The organism is Streptomyces celluloflavus (assembly GCA_000720995.1).
Taxonomy (GTDB): Bacteria; Actinomycetota; Actinomycetes; order Streptomycetales; family Streptomycetaceae; genus Streptomyces; species Streptomyces celluloflavus.
The window spans coordinates 126634-143574 of sequence record JOEL01000003.1 but is presented as its reverse complement, the minus strand read 5'-3'; the positions used below and the strand labels follow the sequence as shown (position 1 = coordinate 143574).

The window sequence follows — 16941 nt, the reverse complement described above, 5'->3', positions numbered from 1 at the left end:
GCGGTATCCGACGGAAATGATCCGAACACGTACTATCTCGCCTTGGCAAGGGGGCCGCACCGACTTGGCGTGCTTCTTTCCCCTTGCGGTGGAGGACCCGGCGCGCCCCGCGCGGTGGTGCGGGCGCCACCCGTCGGCGGGCGCGGGGCGGTTCACCTGGCACAGTGGAGACGTTGACGTGGCGGTCGGGATGACGCCGCGGTGGTCGGTGAATGTGGTGGTGTGCGTACGCCACCGCGGAGCATGGTGACAAGGCGGTTTCGCATGGCGGGTTCCACGGAACTCAAAGAAGGTAATGACCAGTCCGGCAAGGGCGCGCCGCGGCGCGGGCGCCGACGGGACAACTGGCGTCATTACACCGTGATCGTCGTGGGGCTCGCGGTGGTCTACGGAGCGGCCGCGACCCTGGGCGCGTACGTCCGCAGCGGTAAGGCCGACGCGGTCGTGGCGCCCGCGGACGCGACGGGTCCCGCGGGAAAGACGAAGCTGGCGCTGCCGGTGAAGCCGACCGTCCCGGTGACGCTGACGGTCTACGAGGACCTGGGCAGCCCGGCCTCCCGGGCCTTCGCCCAGCGGTACGCCGACACCTTCACCCAGCTCCTCGCCTCGGGCCAGGTGCAGATCGACTACCGCCTGGTGACCCAGAGCGACAAGCAGTACGGCGGCAGCGGGGCCAAGGCCGCCGCGGCCGCGGCCGCCTGCGCACAGGACCAGGGCCGGTTCACCCAGTTCGTGGACCAGGTCTGGCAGCACCAGTCGGACCTCGCACACGACGGGCTCGGCAACCGGAAGCTGCTCTTCGCGCTCGCGAAGAAGGCCGGGAAGATCAACGAGGGCACCTTCCGGTCCTGCGTCGAGACCGGTGAACGGCAGGGCTGGGTGGCCGCGTCCCAGGCGGAGTTCGCCGCCGCGGCGCTCGGTGACGACGCCCCGGTCGTGACGGTGAACGAGGTACCGGTCCCGGGCGCCGGCACCTCGCTGACCCCGAAGAAACTGCGCGCGCTGGTCCAGAAGGAGGCACAGCGGGTGGCGGATCAGAAGGTGTCGGAGCGGTCGGCGACGGCCACCACCGTGGCGTCCGGCCCGTCCGCGTGAGCCCCCGGCGCGGCCTGCGCTGACCGGCGGCCGGTGACTTCCGCGGCACGGCCCCGCCGCGGAAGTCCCCGGACCCGGCCGGGCGGCGCCATGGTGAGGTCCGTCTCGGAGGCGCATCCCGGTGGGCCACAGCCGGGCGCACCGCGCGGCGCGGCGTCGCCGCTTGCGCTGGAGTGTGCTCCAGCCCCTAGCGTCTGCGGCACGACCCGACCGAAGGGGAACACCGTGCACTACACACTGTTCGGCAGGACCGGCCTGCGGGTGAGCGAACTGAGCCTGGGCGCCATGACCATCGGGGACGCCTGGGGCTGGGGCGCCGCCAAGGAGGCGAGCGGTCGGATCCTCGACGCCTACGCGGACGCGGGCGGCAACTTCATCGACACCGCCAACAACTACTCGGACGGCGGTTCGGAGAGCATCCTCGGCGAGCTGCTCACCGGTCGCCGGGAGAGCTTCGTCCTGGCCACCAAGTACACCTGCGCGACCCGGCCGGGCGATGTGAACGGGGCCGGCAACCACCGCAAGAACCTCGTCCACTCGGTGGAGGCGAGCCTCGGGCGGCTGCGCACCGACCACGTCGACGTCCTGTGGGTGCACGCACGGGACAACTTCACCCCCGTCGAGGAGGTCATGCGCGCCCTGGACGACCTCGTACGCGCCGGAAAGGTGCTCTACATCGGGGTGTCCGACTGGCCCGCCTGGGAGATCGCGCAGGCGAACACGCTCGCCGAACTGCGCGGCTGGACCTCCTTCGCGGGTTCGCAGCTGCGCTACAACCTGCTGGAGCGGACGCCGGAGCGCGAACTGCTCCCGCAGGCCCGCGCCTTCGATCTGGCGGTACTGGCCTGGGCCCCGCTCGCCGCGGGCAAACTCACCGGCAAGTACCGCCGTGGCGAGTCCGGCAGGCTGGACACGGGGCTCTGGGACCGCCGCCCGGAGCACAACAACGAGGACGAGATCATCACCGCGGTGCTGGAGATCGCCGAGCAGGGCGGCTGGAGTCCGGCGCAGGTGGCGCTGGCGTGGCTCCGGAGCCGGCCCGGCAACATCATCCCGATCATCGGCGCCACCAAGGAGAGCCAGCTCGCCGACAATCTCGCCAGCGTCGGGGTCGAACTCGACGCCGACGCCGTCGAACGGCTCGACGCGGCGAGCGCGGTACCGCTCGGATTCCCGCACGACTTCCTGCGGGAACCGGGCATCACGCAGACCGTCTACGGCGACCGCTGGTCCGCCATCGAGGACCGGCGGTCCACCTACCGGCGTACGACGAGCGAGATCCGCTAGGGCGGCGCCGTCCGCAGGGCCTGTCGTCACCTTCCCGTCGTAGCCGTAGGGGGGCATCGCGAAGGCGGCACCGTCCGCCGGGCCGGGCGGGGACGTTGGCCGCGTCGCGGTGCCGGCGGGTTCGTGGTGCCGGTGGGGCCGTGGTGAAGGCGCCGGTCGCGGCCGTGTGTTGCGGGCTGTGACCGGTCGGCGGGGCCACCCGACGGTGGTGTGCGGTGGTGGCGCGTGGCACCGCGTTCCGCAGGGTCCCGCGCCGGCCGGTGCCCCTCCCGTCGCCCGTGCGGGGCGGGGTGGGACGATGGGGCCGTCATGGATGCGGGGCACGTTCTCAGGGGGCTGCGCGCCGCGGTGTTCGCGGCGGTCTGTGTGCTGCTCGCCGCGCTGGGGCACATGGCGATGTCGGATGCCGTCGTGCCCTGGTGGACGCTGCTCGCCGCCGGTGCCGGATGCACCACCGCGGCCTGGTGTGTCGCGGGCCGCGAGCGCGGACCGGTGCTGGTGGGCGTGTTGACGGTGGGCGCCCAGGCGGCCCTGCACAGCGCGTTCTCCTTCGGGCAGGCCGTCGCCGACGCGGGCGGTGAGCGGCTCTCGCTCGCGCGTCAGTGGGCGAACGCCTGGCTGTGCGGCGCGCAGGGGATGCCGCTCGCCGACATCGAGGCCGCCCGCCGGGCGCAGGAGGTGGGACCGGGGGGCCGCGCGCTCGCCGCGGCGGCCGCCACCGGCACGGCGGGTTCCGGCCACCACGGCGGCCAGGCCCTGCTGGACCAGTTGCCGGGCATGTCACAGCCGATGCCGCACCCGATGGCGGAGGGCGGGATGCACGGCAGTGCGAGCGGCATGCTCGCGGCGCATCTGCTCGTCGCGCTGCTGAGCGCGTGGTGGCTGTGGGGCGGGGAGCGCGCGGCCTTCCGGGTCGTCCGGACCGTGTCGGCGCTCCTGGTCGCCCCGCTGGTACTGGTCTGGCGGATCGTGCTGCCCGACGCCCCGCCCGGCGTACGCCCCCGCCGTCCGGAGCCGCGGCGTGCGGTGCGCACCGTTCTGCTGGCTCATGTCATCTCCTTGCGGGGTCCGCCGCGTGGACCGGCTGTCGTCTGACAGCACGGTCGTACCCCCGGGCCGGACCCGGCGCCGCGTCGTCGGCGCCGGGCGCCCCGGGCTCTGACGTCACCGGTGCCGCCACGGCGGCGACCGGACCACGCGAAGGACTCCAGATGATGACTCCTGTCCGGAAGCCGGCATCCCAGGTGCCGCCGTCCGTAACCGGTCCACCGGACGGCGGGGCGGGCACCCGCACGCCCGGTCAGCCGGCCTGTTCGCCGACCCTGTTCCTGTCCCCGTCCTCGGCGCCCGGGAGCGCGGACACCGCCCGCAGCCGGGCGAGCAAGGCGTCGGCGGACGCCCCCGGTTCCCGGCCGTCCGCCGACGCCCGGCCGGCCGTCAACGCCGCCAGCCGCCGCGCCCGCGCCTCCCAGTCGCGGCAGTCCGCACACGCCGCCAGATGGCCGTTGAGCCCGCGGGCGGTGTGGCCCGGCGGCGGTTCCTCGCCGTCGAGGCGTGCGGAAAGAGCCGTACGAATGCGCGAACAGAGCATGCGGCCATCCTCCCCGAACCCGGGGGCCCGCGGCGAGGGGCGGCCGCGGCATGCGCGATGACGAGGCGGTGACGGCCTGGGCGCTGGTCGCCAGGACCGGCGACGAGGCGGCGGCCGAACAGTTCGTCCGGGCCACCCAGCTCGATGTGCGCCGCTATGTGACGCACCTCAGCGGCGACCCGCAGGCCGCCGACGATCTGACGCAGGACACCTACGTCCGGGCGCTGCGCAGTCTGCCGGGGTTCGAGGGCCGGTCGTCGGCGCGGACCTGGCTGCTGACCATCGCCCGCCGGGTCGTGGCGGACCGTATCCGCTCCCACGCGGCCCGGCCCCGGCTGGCCGCGACCGACGACTGGCAGACGGCGGCGGAGCGCGTGCAGCCGCGCGGTGTGCCGGGGTTCGAGGAGGGCGTCGCCCTGGCGGAGCTGCTGTCCGCGCTGGCGCCGGCGCGGCGCGAGGCGTTCGTGCTCACCCAGTTGCTGGGGCTGCCGTACGCGGCGGCCGCCGGGGTGATGGGCTGCCCCGTGGGGACGGTGCGCTCCCGGGTGGCCCGCGCGCGCGAGACGCTCGTCGCGCTGCTGGCGGAAGCGGAGGCCCTGGCGGACCGGCCGCACCCCGGAGCCGTGTGTGACGCCGGACCGTGGCCGGGTGACCGGCCCCGGGACCTCGCGGGCGCGGTGGCCTGACGCGCCGCTCCCGGTACGCCGACGGGGCTCATGGACGGCGGTCGCCTGTCCATGAGCCCCGTGGGATCGGCCCCGTGGGATCGGCCCCGTGGGATCGGCCCCGTGGGATCGGCCCCGAAGCCCGTCACTGACCGCCCGTCACCGACCGGGGAGCACGGCCCGCGTCCGGACGGTGAGCGGGGGACTGTCGCGGAAGTGCAGCGTGAAGGTGAGCCGGTCGCCGGGCGCGAGCCGCGGCGGCGGGCTGACCATGATGTCCAGGCCGGTGGGGGACATCCGCAGCGAGCCGCCCGCCGGGACGGTGACGGCGCCGGCCATCTCCATCCGCGCCGCGTTCCGCCCGATGTCGACGGTGCGGCTGAGCATCGTGGTGTGCCCCGCCGGACCGGTGACACCGGTCAGCACGTCGTCCGCGCCGCCGGTGTTGCGGACGGTGACGAACGCCGCGGTGGCTTCCGTACTCAAGGGGACCAGGACCCGGCCCTCGTCGGCGCTCAGCTCCGCGGGCGACCCCGCCCGGCCGGCCGTGGTCCAGGCGGTGAGCGCGCCCAGCGTCACCAGACAGGTGAGCAGCGGTACGGCGGCGCCGCGCAGTCGGCTCATGTCGTCCTCCGGGAGGTGTGCGTACGGGCGGGCCGCGCGCCGGAACCCTCGTTCGGGCGGGCCGCCTTCGCCGTGCCTTCGTGCCGCGCCGTGCTGCCCCGCGGTGCCGGGCTGTCCTGCTTCGCTGTGCTATCCCGCTTCGCTGTGCTGTCCCGCTTCGCAGGGGGCCCCGGTTTCCACGACCGCAGGCGCAGGCTGTTGCCCACGACGAGCAGTGAGCTGGCGGACATCGCGGCGGCCGCGAGCATCGGGTTGAGCAGTCCGACGGCGGCGAGCGGCACGGTGACGAGGTTGTAGCCGAAGGCCCAGAGCAGATTGGCGCGGATGGTGCCCAGGGTCCGGCGGGCCAGGTGCACGGCGTCGGCGATGGCCTGGAGGTCCTCGCGCACCAGGGTGACATCGGCGGCGCCGATCGCGGCGTCGGTACCGCTGCCCATGGCGATGCCGAGGTCGGCGAGGGCGAGGGCCGCCGCGTCGTTGACGCCGTCGCCCACCACGGCGACCCGCCCGCCCTGCTCCCGCAAGGCGGTGACGAGGGCGGCCTTGTCCTCCGGGCGGGCCTCGGCGTGGACCTCGGTGATGGCCAGGTGACCGGCCACCGCGCGGGCGGTGGCCGCGCGGTCCCCGGTGGCCAGCACCGGGCGCAGCCCCAGGCGGCGCAACCGGTCGACGGCGCGGTAGCCGTCGGGGCGGAGCGCGTCGCCGATGGCGATGACGGCCTCCGCGGTGCCGTCGACGGTGACCAGGACCGCCGTGTCACCCGCGCCCTCCGCGGTACGTACCGCAGCCGGCAGCGGAGCGGGCAGAGCGTCGAGGTCGCCGGGCCGTTCGAGGGTCACCCGGCGGCCGTCCACGCCGCCGCGTACGCCGAAACCCGGGGTGGCGGTGAAGTCGGCCACGGGCAGCGGCGGTTGGCCGGGCAGCAGGCTGCCGGCGTGCGCGAGGACGGCGCGGGCCAGCGGGTGCTCCGAGCCCTGTTCGACCGCGGCGGCCAGCCGGAGCGTGTCGGCCGGATCGAGGCCGCCGGCCCGCGGGGTGAGGGAGGTGACGCTCATCCGCCCCGTGGTGAGGGTGCCGGTCTTGTCCAGCACGACGGTGTCGATCCGCCGCAGCCGCTCCAGCGCCTGCGGCCCGCTGACCAGGATGCCGAGCTGCGCACCGCGGCCGGTGGCGGCCAGCAGCGCGGTCGGGGTGGCCAGCCCCAGCGCACACGGACAGGCGACGACCAGGACGGCGACCGCGGCGGTGACGGCGGCCTGCGGGTCGGCACCGGCCCCGAGCCAGAACCCCAGGACGGTGACGGAGACGGTCAGCACGGCCGGGACGAAGACGGCCGCCACCGCGTCGGCCAGCCGCTGGGCCTTGGTCTTGCCGGTCTGCGCGTCCTCGACGAGCCGGGTGATCCGGGCGAGCTGGGTGTCGGCGCCCACGGCGGTGGCCCGGATCTCCAGCAGACCGCCGGAGTTGACCGCACCGCCGACGGCCGCCGCGCCGGGACCGACCTCGACCGGCCGGCTCTCCCCGCTGATCAGCGACAGGTCCAGGGCGGAACGCCCCGCGGTGACGGTGCCGTCGGTGGCGACGCGTTCGCCGGGCCGGACGACGAAGTGATCGCCCGTCTTCAGTTGGGACACCGGTACGCGTATCTCGTCCCCGTCCACCCGCACCGTGACGTCCTTGGCGGCGAGTTCGGCGAGCGAGCGCAGCGCGGAGCCGGTGCCGCGCCGGGCCCTGGCCTCCATCCGGCGGCCGGCCAGGACGAACAGCGGTACGCCGACGGCGGCTTCCAGATAGAGGTGCGCGGTCCCGTCATCGGCGGTGGGCAGCAGGGAGAACGGCATGGCCATGCCCGGTTCGCCCGCCCCGCCGAAGAACAGTGCGTAGGCGGACCAGATGAACGACGCGGCGACGCCCAGGGACACCAGGGTGTCCATGGTCGCGGCGCCGTGCCGCAGACCGCGCAGCGCACGGAGGTGGAAGGGCCACGCGCCCCATACGGCGACCGGCGCGGCGAGTACGAAGCACAGCCACTGCCAGTTGCGGAACTGCCAGCCGGGCGCCATCGACAGGACCAGCACCGGGAGCGACAGGAGCGCGGTCACCAGCAGCCGGTCGCGCGCGGCGCGGGCGCCGTCGTCCCGGCGCCCGGCGTGCCCGGCATCCGGACCGTCCGGCCGCTCGGGCGCCACGGCGGGTTCGGGGAGGTGCGCGGTGAACCCGGCGGCCTCGACGGTGGTGACGAGCGCGCTGACGGGTACCGCCGCGGGGTGGCTGATGGTGGCCCGGCCGGTGGCCAGGTTCACCGAGGCCGATACGCCGTCCAGCCGGCCGAGTTTCCGCTCCACCCGGCCCACGCACGCGGCGCAGGTCATGCCGCCGACCGCCAGGGTGGTGGTGCGTGACGGCGCGGGCGGGGTGGCGGAGTCGTGCGGTTGCGTGGTCACCGCGCTCCTCCCACGATGCCGGCCCGCGGCGCGGCGGCACCCATGCCGGGCATACCGCCCATACCGCCGCCACCGGCCGGATCGGTGCCACCGGTACCGGCACCGCCCCCGGGACGCAGACCGGGGGCCACCGGTCCGGCGGCGGAGCCGGCCGCGTACGACAGCGCGAACAGCACCGCCAGCAGGACGGCGAAGCCGGCCACCGGCCGGGCGGGCAGCAGCCGCTGAACGGCCGGGGGAAGGACGGGCCGACGGCGGTCGGCCGGGGACGAGGACATCGCCGCTCCAGTGCTCGGAGGGAGGAGTGGGGGAGGGGAGGAGAACGAGGGGGCGGGGGTGCGCGTGGCAACAGCCGTCCGATGGCGTCATGGTGGCAGCCGCGACCCCGCCCGGACGCACGAAAGCGGCCGGTGAGACGCGTGAGGTTTGTCCTCCGTCCCCGCCGGAACCGACGCGCCCCCGGCCGCGACTAACTGGGTTTGCGGCCCGCGCCGTTCACCTCCGCGCGGACGAAAACCTCCGGTCCCGGCGGGAACTCGACACGCGTCCCGCCCGACCTCTCCAACGCCGTGCCGTCCCGGCCCGGTCCACACCACCGGCCCGCGCCGTCAACCCGGCAGCACCCGGTGACCCACCCCCGTGAGGAGGCCGCCATGGCCGCAATCCCCGACCCCGTCGAGTTGTACGGGGCGGACTACAAGCGCGATCCGTACCCGCTCTACGCCGAACTGCGCGAGCGCGGTCCGGTCCACCGGGTCCGCTTCCCCAGCGGAGTGTGCGCCTGGCTCGTCACCGGGTACGAAGCCGCCCGCCGGACGCTGACCGACGACCGGCTCGGCAAGCACCACTCGCGCGGCAACGCCGCCTGGCGGGCCCGCGCGTCGATCATGCCCGAACCGCAGCACTCCCAGCTCCAGGTGCATCTGCTCCACCAGGACCCGCCCCGGCACACCGCGCTGCGCCGCCTCATCACCGATGCCTTCGCCCCGCTGCGCGTCGACGGCCTCCGCCCCCGCCTCCAGGCCCTCGCCGACGCGCTGCTCGACGAACTCCCCGCCACCGGGCACGCCGACCTCGTCGACGCCTTTGCGGCCCGCTTCCCCTTCCAGGTGCTGGCCGAAGTCATCGGGCTGCCACCGGAGTTCCAGCGGCGCTTCGACCGGGACTGGGGCAAGGTCGTCCAGCCCGTCGGCCCCACGGACCCCGGCCGGGCCGCGTACGAGGCCCGGCTGCGCGGGCTCCAGCGGTACATCGCCGACCTGGTCGTCCACAAACGCCGTGAGTACGGCGAGGACCTGCTCTCCCGGCTGGTGGCCGCCCGCGACGGCGGCCGGCTCGACCAGGAGGAGCTGGACTCCATGATCTTCCAGCTCCTGGTCGCCGGGCAGGAACCGGTGACCCAGCAGATCACCACCGCCCTGCTCACCCTGCTGCGCCACCCCGGGCACCTCGCGGCCCTCGCCCGCCGCCCGGAACTGCTGCCCCGAGCCGTCGAGGAACTGCTCCGCCATGACAGCGCGTTCGAGCTGACGACCTGGCGCTTCTTCGCCGAGGACGCCGACCTGCACGGGACGCGGGTCCCGGCGGGCGACTCGGTGATCGTCTCGCTCTGCGCGGCCAACCGCGACCCCCGGCACTTCGCCGACGCCGAGACCCTCGACTTCGACCGCCCCCACCGCACCCACCTCGCCTTCGGCCACGGCACCCACTTCTGCCCCGGCGCCGCGCTGGCCCGCGTCGAACTCCGGATCGCCCTGGGCACCCTGCTCCGCCGACTGCCCGGCCTCCAACTGGCCGTCCCCGAGGCGGAACTCCGCTGGACCCCCGCGGTACTGGCCCGCGGGGTCGACCGGCTGCCGGTGACCTACCGGCCCGGCCCCGGCGCCGGTACTGGCGCCGCCCCGCCCGCGCGGTGCCCGGTCACCGGACACGGGGCCGCCGCCGGGCACGAGCGCGGCGACCGCTGACCCGGCCGCCCGCCGCCCCACCCTCCCGCGACACCCCCGGCCGCAGCTCGGCCGCCGCCCCGCCACCGCCTCCGGCCACCGAAGGAGCCCCCATGCCACCGACCGGCACCAGACCCGCCACCACGACCACCATCGCGACCGCCATCGCGCCCGTCCACCCGACCGTCACCCCTCCCCAGCCCCCACCGGGCGCCCCCGCCGCACACCTGGCCACCTGTCACGCCATCCTCGCCACCCTCCTGCCGTACCGGCGCACGCTGGACACCGGCCACGACCTCGGCCCCGACGCGTACCCGGCCCAACTGCGCCAGCTCGCCCCGCGGGTCGCGGCGGGTGCGCCGGTCCTGTTCACCCTGCCGGGCTTCCCCTGCAAGTCCCCCAACCCGGCCAAGGTCCTCGGCCACCTCCCGGACGAGGGCGAACGGCTCTCGCTGCGTTTCCTCGACGACCTCTGCGCCCGCGTCACGGCCGTGCACCCGCCCGGCGCCCGGGTACTCATCTGCTCCGACGGGCATGTCTTCAGCGACCTTGTCCACGTCCCCGACCGGCATATCGACGCCTACGGCGATGCGCTGCGCGCCCTGATCCGCGACGAGGGCCTGACCCACCTGGACGTCTTCGACCTGCGGGACGTCTACGGGGACCTGCCGAACGACGCGAAGCGCACCCGGATCCACGCCCGCCACGCACCGTCCCTGGAGACCCTGCGCGCCCAGACACGCGGTGACGAGCCGACCCGGCGGCTCTACCAGGGCATCACCCGGTTCCTCTTCGAGGACACCGTCTCCTTCACCGGCTCCCGCTCGGCGCTGCAGCGCGACTGCCGCACCCGCGCGTACGGCGTCATCCAGCGCAGCCGCGCCTGGGGCGACCTGATCGCCGCACACCACCCCGACGCGTGCCGGCTCTCCATCCACCCGCAGCCACGGGGCTCGGCCAAGTTCGGCATACGCCTGCTCGACGCCCCCGACGTATGGCTGACGCCCTGGCACTCCTGTCTGCTCCGGCACACGGACGGCCGGCGGGAACTGATGCGGCGGGCCGACGCCGAACGGCTCGGCCGCCTGGTCCTGCGCCAGGGACGGCCGAGCCATTACGAGGCCACCGGCGAGGGATGACCGGCGACCGGCGACCGGGGCGGGACGACCGGTGACCGGTGCGGGGCCGGTCGCCGGGTCTGCGCCGGTGAGGGCGGAGAGCCTGTCGGGTGGCCGGCCGTGATCGGTGAGTGATCAGGTTCGCAGGTGCGTCGGGTATGGCGGAGGCCCCGGAATGATTGCGTAGGTGTGTGCTCGTGCGACAACTCCGGGTCCGCCAGCGGCTCATGTGCCCATCGGCACGGCTCAGCCGATCCGGTTCCGAGCCGGCACGCGCGGCCATCGGCCCTCCCCGCGCGGCCATCGCCCGGCGCCGTGCGGTCCGACCCGGCAGGAAGGACCCGGGCGAGCTGTCCCTCGTCCGATTCCTCGGTGAAGTGACCGAAAAGCGTGCGCTGTTCCTCACTCGGAAAGTCGGCAGGCGGAGCCCGCTCTTGGATTGTGGGCGTGAACGCACGCGCCAGCGCCAAGACGCAGGGCGGGGCGGGGTCGATTCCTTGGGATTGCAGTCGCCCGTGGGGGACAGCCCGCAGGCTGAGGGGCGCGGGCACGCAAGGGGCGGCCCGATTTCTTCTTGTGGCGGGTGGGGAAGGCGTGTTGTTCTCGTGCGGAAGTGACAACTGTGGCTTGGAGCACCTTCCCCGTCTCCCGTGACAGGGAAGGTGACATCTCATCGAAACGTAAGGGGAAGACCTTGTCTGAGACGTTACCCGGACGGCGCATTGAGATCGCTTGGCCCGGTGTGGGTTTCACCGTCACCGCGGAACTCGACGATCGCAACCCCGAGTTGGCCGATGCACTGTGGGAATCGCTGCCCTACCAGAGCCTCCAGGGGCACGCGCTGGTGGCGGGAGAGCATCTGTATCACGTGGCGCCGATCCATTCGCTGCTGCACACGCACGCGTCCTACAAGATCGCCGACCGGCGCGAGGCGCCCGACGGGACGGTGTTCTGCTCCGCGCTTCAGCATTTGGGCATCAAGTACGGCGAGTTGACCGAACCGATGCCGGCGGCCCCCGTGGGTCAGGTCCTGGCGGAGGACATATCGACCCTGCTCGAAGCCGGACAGGCCGTCTGGGAGGCGGTCTACTCGACGAAGAAGCAGATCCTGGTGGAGGTCCGCAGGGCGGGCGAGGCGGGCGGCCACCGCATCCCCCGGCTGACCGCCGCAGACGCCGAGGCGAACCAGCTGATCCACGACGTGCACGCCGAGACGGAGCGGATCTGGTTGTCCGAACCCGCCGAGCTCGGCGATATGCACCGAGGATTGATCCCCTCCAGGGCCGGGACCAACGAGACGGTCCTGCCCACCCTTCTGTTCGTCAACGGTGAGACCCGCCCGCTGGGGTACGCCGCCTACGGCGGCCTGATCCGAGCCGCCGTCGCGGACATGCCGATGGACTCCGTGCGCCAGATGGCACGCCTGCTGGTCGGTGTCCCGGCCGAGTTCCTGGGCTACTGCGGTCTGGAGAAGCTGTGGGACTTCACCCAGCGCTTCATGTCCTGCCTGGACCGTCTCGACCGTGACGACTTCCTGGCCGTGGCGAGGCATATGGCCCTCTACATCAACTGCCTGGGGGGCTGGAACCTGCATCTGTTCCCGTGGGACGCCGCGGACCCGCTGCGCCAGCAGCGCCGCGCCGAAGTGGGGCAGCCGGCATGAGCGAGCTGCCCGAACGCACCGAAGCCCTCGTCATCGGCGGAGGGGTCATCGGCACCTCGATCGCCTGCCATCTCGCCGAGGCCGGCGTCGGCACCGTCCTGCTGGAGCGCGGCACGCTCGGATCGGGGGCGTCCGGAGCCACGGCGAACGTCGTACGCACCTACTTCCCCAACGACGCCCGCACCGGCGGCCTCGCCGCCCGCAGCATGGCGGCCTACCACGCCTTCGCCGAGCGCACCGGAACCCCGCTCGGCCTGCAACGTGTCGGGTTCATGGTGCTGTTCACCGAAGAGGAGCAGGTGGCGAAGTTCCGCCGCGACCACGCCGCGCAGCAGGCCGCGGGAGTGGACGTCGAGCTCGTGAGCGCCGCCGAAGCGGCGCGCCTCAACCCGCTGCTCGACGAGCGCACCATCCTGGCGGCGGCCTGGTCGCCCGATGCCTTTTCCTGCGACCCCACCGCGATCGTGCGCGGTTACGCCGCGGCCGCCCAGGAGGCCGGCGCCGTCGTGTGCACGGAGTCCCCCGTCACGGGCATCGACCCCGACGGGCGGGTCCACACCCCCGCAGGCAGCATCCTCGCCGAGAACATCATCTGCGCGGCAGGCCCCTGGTCGGAGACGGTCGGCGACATGGCCGGCGTCCACCTCCCGATGACTCCGGAGCCCACGGAACTGCTCCTCGCCGACCCTCCCGCGGTGCCGTTCACCAACCTGCCGATGACCCTGCACCCCACCAGAATGCGGATCCGCGCCTGGAAGGACCGCATCCTCGTCGGAATGGGCCGCCCCCGGCAGGACGAATCCCGGGAGGCGTGGCTCCAGCGGCTGTCCCGGCAGCTCGGCACCACCTACCCGGCCCTTGAGGGCATCCGCCTCCGTCGCGGATGGACCGGTTCCTTCGACTCCAGCAAGGACGGCACCGCTCTCATCGGCCGGGACCCCTCCCGGCCCTTCTTCTACGCGACGGGGTTCACCGGTACGGGCCTGTGCCAGGCACCCGCGGCCGGAGAGCTCCTCCGCGACCTCTACCTCGGCAAGTAACCCTGAACTGCCGGTCCCCGCGCCGCATCGAGACGATCCGGGTTCTGGCGTCGAATCATCCCGAGTCGGGGATCACGCCCGGGTGATACGCCGCCATGAACCGTCCGATGCGGAGCGGGCCTTCGTGCAGCCGTTGCCGCCCTGGCGAGAGCGGGGTGGCAACGGCTGGACGACCGGATGCTCCGCAACGGGACCGGGTGGCAGTCCCGGACGGGTACGGCTCGGCGGGACGTCCCCGAGCCGTACGGCCCCCGGGCCACGCTCCGTACCCGCTTCCGCCGCTGGGTGAAGGGCGGCACGTTCGCGCGACCACGCGATTTTTCCGGAGCCTCCGCCGTACCCGTCGCACCTGCCGGCCTGATCACTCACCGGTCACGGCCGGCCACCCGGCAGGCTCTCAGCCCTCGCCGTCGGGCCCTCCGCCGGACGCGGGGGAGGACGGCGGCAGCCGCCGGTGGTCGAAGGCGATCAACGGGTCGCCGGTGAGCGGGTGTTCGGTCACCGCGGCCCGCACCCCGAACACCTCGGCCAGCAGCTCGGGCGTCAGCACCGCGCGTGGCGCGCCGGACGCCACCACCCGCCCGCCGTGCAGCACATGCAGCCGGTCGCACAGCGACGCCGCGGCGTTCAGGTCGTGCAGCGAGATCAACGTCGTACGGCGCTGCGCCCGCAGCAGGGCCAGCAGCTCCACCTGGTGCCGTACGTCGAGATGGTTGGTGGGCTCGTCCAAGACCAGCACATCGGGATCCTGCGCGAACGCCCGTGCCAGCAGCACCCGTTGGCGTTCGCCGCCGGACAGCGCCGCGAAGCGGCGGGCGTCCTGCCCCGCCATGCCGACGGCGGCCAGCGACCGGGCCACCGTCTCCCGGTCGTCGCGGTCCTCGCCGGCGAAGGCGCGTTTGTAGGGCGTCCGGCCCATCGCCACCACTTCCCGCACGGCCAGTTCGAAGTCGCTGCCGCGCTCCTGCGGCAGCGCGGCGACATGCCGCGCGGTCTGCCCCGGCGTCAGCGTGCGGATATCGGCGCCGGCCAGCAGGACCCGTCCGGCGGCGGGCCGCAGATGCCGGTAGACGGTCCGCAGGACGGTGGACTTGCCGCTCCCGTTGGGCCCGACCAGCCCCGCGATCTCGCCCGCCGCGGCCATCAGATGCACCCCGGCGACCACGTTCCGCCCCGCGTAGGCGACATGCAGATCCTCGATCCCGACGTTCACCGGCCCACCGCCATCCGCCGGTCCAGGAGGAACAACAGGGCCGGCGCCCCGATCATCGCGGTGACCACACCCACCGGCAGTTCCTGGGTATCCATCGCCGTACGGCACACGATGTCCACCACCACCAGCAACAGCGCCCCGGTGAGCGCGGAGAGCGGCAGCAGCCGCCGGTGATCGCCCCCGACGACCAGCCGGCACAGATGCGGCACCATCAGCCCCACGAAGCCGACCGCCCCGGACACCGCGACCAGCACACCGGTCAGCAGACTGGTCACCACGAACAGCTCCCGGCGCAGGCGGGTGACGTCCACACCGACCCCGGCGGCCGTCTCGTCACCCATGATCAGCGCGTTCATCGCACGGGCGCGCGCCTGCAGAGCCAGCAGCCCGGCCGCCACCGCGAGGACCGGCGGCCACAGCACCTGCCAGGTCGCCCCGCTCAGACTCCCCATGAGCCAGAACAGCACGCTGCGGGTCTGCTGCTCGTCACCGGCCTGAAGCACCAGATAGCTGGTGAATCCGGAGAGGAACTGCCCGATCCCCACCCCGGCCAGCACCAGGCGCAGCGGCGAGAAGCCCCCGCCCCGCCGGGCCATGAACCACACCAGCGCGAACGCGGCGAGCGCCCCCGCGAAGGCGGCCGCCGACAGCCCCAGCCCCAGCAGACCGCCGGTGCCCGCCCCCAGCACGATCGCACCGACCGCGCCGAGCGACGCGCCGTTGGAGATGCCCAGCAGATACGGGTCCGCCAGCGGATTGCGCACCAGCGCCTGGGTCGCCGTCCCCACCAGGCCCAGCCCGGCACCGACGCACGCCGCCAACAGGGCCCGCGGCAGCCGGAGTTGCCACACGATCAGATCGTTGGTACCCGGCCGGGGCGGCGCACCCCCCAGCCGCCGGAACACCACCGACCACACCCGGTCCGGCGCGATGTCCGTGGCGCCCAGGGACACCGCGACGGTCAGCGCCACCACCAGGGCGGCACCCAGCCCCACCGCCAGCACCCCCGTCCGCACACCGCGCCCGGCCCGCCCGGCGGTGTCGTCCCGTACGGGGCCGTCCTCGCGCACGGGGATCTCCTTTCGTACGAGGTCTTGCCGCCGTGCCGGGGGCTTCTCGGCGGCCCGCACCGCGGGGCGCGCCCCCACTACCGGGCCGCCGCGAACTGGGCCGGGTAGAGGGTGTGCGCGATCTCCTCGACCGTGTCCGCATTGCCGACCCCGGCGATCGTCGTACGCTCCGAGCCGATCCGCAGGAACTTCCCGTCCCGCACCGCCTTGAGCCCCCTGGTGGCGGGGAAGCCCTTCAGAAAGGCCGCGGCCTCCTCGAACGCCTTGCGGTTCGCGGCCGCGTCACCGCGGTTGCGCACGGCCAACTGGATCCAGTCCGGGTTCTTGCCGACCACGTCCTCCCACGAGACCCGCTGGAAGGCGCCGTCGCAGCCGTCGAAGACATTGCGGGCCCCGGCCTGGTTGATCACCGCGTTGGCGACCTGCTTGCCGCAGACGGCGATCGGCTGCTTGGTCCCCGCGTCGAAGTCGAAGAAGAAGTAGCCCGGCCGCCGCTCCGGCGGCACCTCACCGATCGCCTTGTGCACCGCGGCGACCTTCGCCCGCATCCCCGACACGAGTTCCGCCGCCCGCTTCGAGGTCCCCGTCACCGCCCCCAGCCGGGTGAGATCGCCCTCCACACCGGACAGGTCCCGCTGCGGCTCCTTGGCCATCGGCGCACAGGCGGTGGAGGCCAGATAGAGGTGCCGGATCCCCGCCGACGCGAATTCCTGCGCGGTCGGCGCGTCACCCGCCCCGCCCATGTGCTCCATCGACGCGAACGTGTCGATGTAGAGATCCGCCCCGGAGCCCAGCAGCTTCTCCTTGGGAATCACCATCTTCCCCAGCACCGGCACCCGCTGCGCCCGCGCGTCGAGATCCGCGGGCAGAGTGCCCTTGCCGGGCGGGAATCCCGTGCCGATGACCCGGTCGCCCGCCCCCAGCCGGAGCAGCATCTCCAGTGCGGCGGCATTGCTCGTCACGATCCTGGCGGGCGCCGCCGGGAACGTGGTCGGCACGCCCTGACAGTCCGTGACCCGTACCGGAAATCCGGAGCCGCCGCTCCCCGTGGCAGCCGGACCGGTCCCCTTGCCGCCCTCCGCCGCACCGCCGCCACCGCACGCCGTGGCGGCCACCGCGACAACCACTGCGAGCCCGCACATCTTCCAGGGACGCATGGACCATCTCCTCTACCACTCACCAGCC

General features: G+C 73.9%; 16 protein-coding genes. 9 read left to right on the top strand and 7 right to left on the bottom strand.

Features of this window, described 5'->3' with window-relative positions; genetic code table 11:
• Positions 1 to 264 precede the first annotated feature (264 nt).
• The 3 genes from IH09_RS04100 (at position 265) to IH09_RS04090 (ending at position 3477) form a co-directional block, all read left to right on the top strand.
• Positions 265 to 1095 carry a DsbA family protein gene (locus IH09_RS04100; RefSeq protein WP_094791045.1) on the top strand — a complete coding sequence of 277 codons (831 nt, stop codon included), beginning with the start codon at positions 265 to 267 and terminating at the stop codon, positions 1093 to 1095.
• A 225-nt stretch (positions 1096 to 1320) separates the two neighbouring features.
• Positions 1321 to 2382, top strand: a complete 1062-nt coding sequence (locus tag IH09_RS04095; RefSeq protein WP_110952055.1) for an aldo/keto reductase — start codon at positions 1321 to 1323, stop codon at positions 2380 to 2382.
• Positions 2383 to 2691: 309 nt separating this feature from the next.
• Positions 2692 to 3477 (top strand): hypothetical protein, encoded by a 786-nt coding sequence (locus IH09_RS04090; RefSeq protein ID WP_052854065.1) that lies wholly within the window; start codon positions 2692 to 2694, stop codon positions 3475 to 3477.
• Between the two features lie 205 nt (positions 3478 to 3682).
• On the opposite strand, the gene IH09_RS04085 is transcribed toward IH09_RS04090, so the two are convergent.
• Positions 3683 to 3973, bottom strand: coding sequence for a zf-HC2 domain-containing protein (locus tag IH09_RS04085; RefSeq protein WP_052854062.1), 291 nt, complete (start codon positions 3971 to 3973; stop codon positions 3683 to 3685).
• A gap of 50 nt (positions 3974 to 4023) precedes the next feature.
• Between IH09_RS04085 and IH09_RS04080 the strand changes: the two genes are divergently transcribed.
• On the top strand, positions 4024 to 4659 hold the full coding sequence (locus tag IH09_RS04080; protein ID WP_052854061.1) for a sigma-70 family RNA polymerase sigma factor: 636 nt from the start codon (positions 4024 to 4026) through the stop codon (positions 4657 to 4659).
• Between the two features lie 138 nt (positions 4660 to 4797).
• On the opposite strand, the gene IH09_RS04075 is transcribed toward IH09_RS04080, so the two are convergent.
• From IH09_RS04075 to IH09_RS04065, 3 genes are all read right to left on the bottom strand, one after another.
• Positions 4798 to 5262 carry a copper chaperone PCu(A)C gene (locus IH09_RS04075; RefSeq protein ID WP_052854060.1) on the bottom strand — a complete coding sequence of 155 codons (465 nt, stop codon included), beginning with the start codon at positions 5260 to 5262 and terminating at the stop codon, positions 4798 to 4800.
• Positions 5259 to 7634 (bottom strand): heavy metal translocating P-type ATPase, encoded by a 2376-nt coding sequence (locus IH09_RS04070; RefSeq protein ID WP_110952075.1) that lies wholly within the window; start codon positions 7632 to 7634, stop codon positions 5259 to 5261. The genes IH09_RS04075 and IH09_RS04070 overlap by 4 nt, the downstream gene beginning before the upstream one ends.
• 68 nt (positions 7635 to 7702) lie before the next feature.
• A complete protein-coding gene (locus tag IH09_RS04065; protein ID WP_052854059.1) occupies positions 7703 to 7984 on the bottom strand; it encodes a hypothetical protein in 282 nt (93 codons plus the stop codon).
• Positions 7985 to 8359: 375 nt separating this feature from the next.
• Between IH09_RS04065 and IH09_RS04060 the strand changes: the two genes are divergently transcribed.
• From IH09_RS04060 to IH09_RS40540, 5 genes are all read left to right on the top strand, one after another.
• Positions 8360 to 9673, top strand: a complete 1314-nt coding sequence (locus tag IH09_RS04060; RefSeq protein WP_052854057.1) for a cytochrome P450 family protein — start codon at positions 8360 to 8362, stop codon at positions 9671 to 9673.
• Positions 9674 to 9765: 92 nt separating this feature from the next.
• A complete protein-coding gene (locus IH09_RS04055; RefSeq protein WP_110952054.1) occupies positions 9766 to 10791 on the top strand; it encodes an L-tyrosine/L-tryptophan isonitrile synthase family protein in 1026 nt (341 codons plus the stop codon).
• Between the two features lie 673 nt (positions 10792 to 11464).
• Complete coding sequence (locus IH09_RS04050) at positions 11465 to 12433, top strand: cucumopine synthase-related protein (RefSeq protein WP_052854054.1); 969 nt, start codon at positions 11465 to 11467, stop codon at positions 12431 to 12433.
• On the top strand, positions 12430 to 13473 hold the full coding sequence (locus IH09_RS04045) for an NAD(P)/FAD-dependent oxidoreductase (protein ID WP_052854052.1): 1044 nt from the start codon (positions 12430 to 12432) through the stop codon (positions 13471 to 13473). The genes IH09_RS04050 and IH09_RS04045 overlap by 4 nt, the downstream gene beginning before the upstream one ends.
• Before the next feature lie 141 nt (positions 13474 to 13614).
• Positions 13615 to 13959 carry a transposase gene (locus IH09_RS40540; RefSeq protein ID WP_404827229.1) on the top strand — a complete coding sequence of 115 codons (345 nt, stop codon included), beginning with the start codon at positions 13615 to 13617 and terminating at the stop codon, positions 13957 to 13959.
• Here IH09_RS40540 and IH09_RS04040 read toward each other — a convergent pair.
• From IH09_RS04040 to IH09_RS04030, 3 genes are all read right to left on the bottom strand, one after another.
• Complete coding sequence (locus IH09_RS04040; RefSeq protein ID WP_052854049.1) at positions 13871 to 14686, bottom strand: ATP-binding cassette domain-containing protein; 816 nt, start codon at positions 14684 to 14686, stop codon at positions 13871 to 13873. The genes IH09_RS40540 and IH09_RS04040 overlap by 89 nt on opposite strands.
• Positions 14683 to 15702, bottom strand: coding sequence for a FecCD family ABC transporter permease (locus IH09_RS04035; RefSeq protein ID WP_244934037.1), 1020 nt, complete (start codon positions 15700 to 15702; stop codon positions 14683 to 14685). The genes IH09_RS04040 and IH09_RS04035 overlap by 4 nt, the downstream gene beginning before the upstream one ends.
• Positions 15703 to 15833: 131 nt before the next feature.
• Complete coding sequence (locus tag IH09_RS04030) at positions 15834 to 16913, bottom strand: ABC transporter substrate-binding protein (protein ID WP_240150907.1); 1080 nt, start codon at positions 16911 to 16913, stop codon at positions 15834 to 15836.
• Positions 16914 to 16941 lie beyond the last annotated feature (28 nt).

Excerpts from the sequence above, each read along its gene's own strand:
- IH09_RS04065 (WP_052854059.1), bottom strand. The coding sequence starts at position 7,984 with ATGTCCTCGTCCCCGGCCGACCGCCGTCGGCCCGTCCTTCCCCCGGCC.
- IH09_RS04090 (WP_052854065.1), top strand. The coding sequence starts at position 2,692 with ATGGATGCGGGGCACGTTCTCAGGGGGCTGCGCGCCGCGGTGTTCGCG.
- IH09_RS04080 (WP_052854061.1), top strand. The coding sequence starts at position 4,024 with ATGCGCGATGACGAGGCGGTGACGGCCTGGGCGCTGGTCGCCAGGACC.
- IH09_RS04100 (WP_094791045.1), top strand. The coding sequence starts at position 265 with ATGGCGGGTTCCACGGAACTCAAAGAAGGTAATGACCAGTCCGGCAAG.
- IH09_RS04045 (WP_052854052.1), top strand. The coding sequence starts at position 12,430 with ATGAGCGAGCTGCCCGAACGCACCGAAGCCCTCGTCATCGGCGGAGGG.
- IH09_RS04055 (WP_110952054.1), top strand. The coding sequence starts at position 9,766 with ATGCCACCGACCGGCACCAGACCCGCCACCACGACCACCATCGCGACC.
- IH09_RS04085 (WP_052854062.1), bottom strand. The coding sequence starts at position 3,973 with ATGCTCTGTTCGCGCATTCGTACGGCTCTTTCCGCACGCCTCGACGGC.
- IH09_RS04070 (WP_110952075.1), bottom strand. The coding sequence starts at position 7,634 with ATGACCTGCGCCGCGTGCGTGGGCCGGGTGGAGCGGAAACTCGGCCGG.
- IH09_RS04075 (WP_052854060.1), bottom strand. The coding sequence starts at position 5,262 with ATGAGCCGACTGCGCGGCGCCGCCGTACCGCTGCTCACCTGTCTGGTG.
- IH09_RS04060 (WP_052854057.1), top strand. The coding sequence starts at position 8,360 with ATGGCCGCAATCCCCGACCCCGTCGAGTTGTACGGGGCGGACTACAAG.
- IH09_RS04030 (WP_240150907.1), bottom strand. The coding sequence starts at position 16,913 with ATGCGTCCCTGGAAGATGTGCGGGCTCGCAGTGGTTGTCGCGGTGGCC.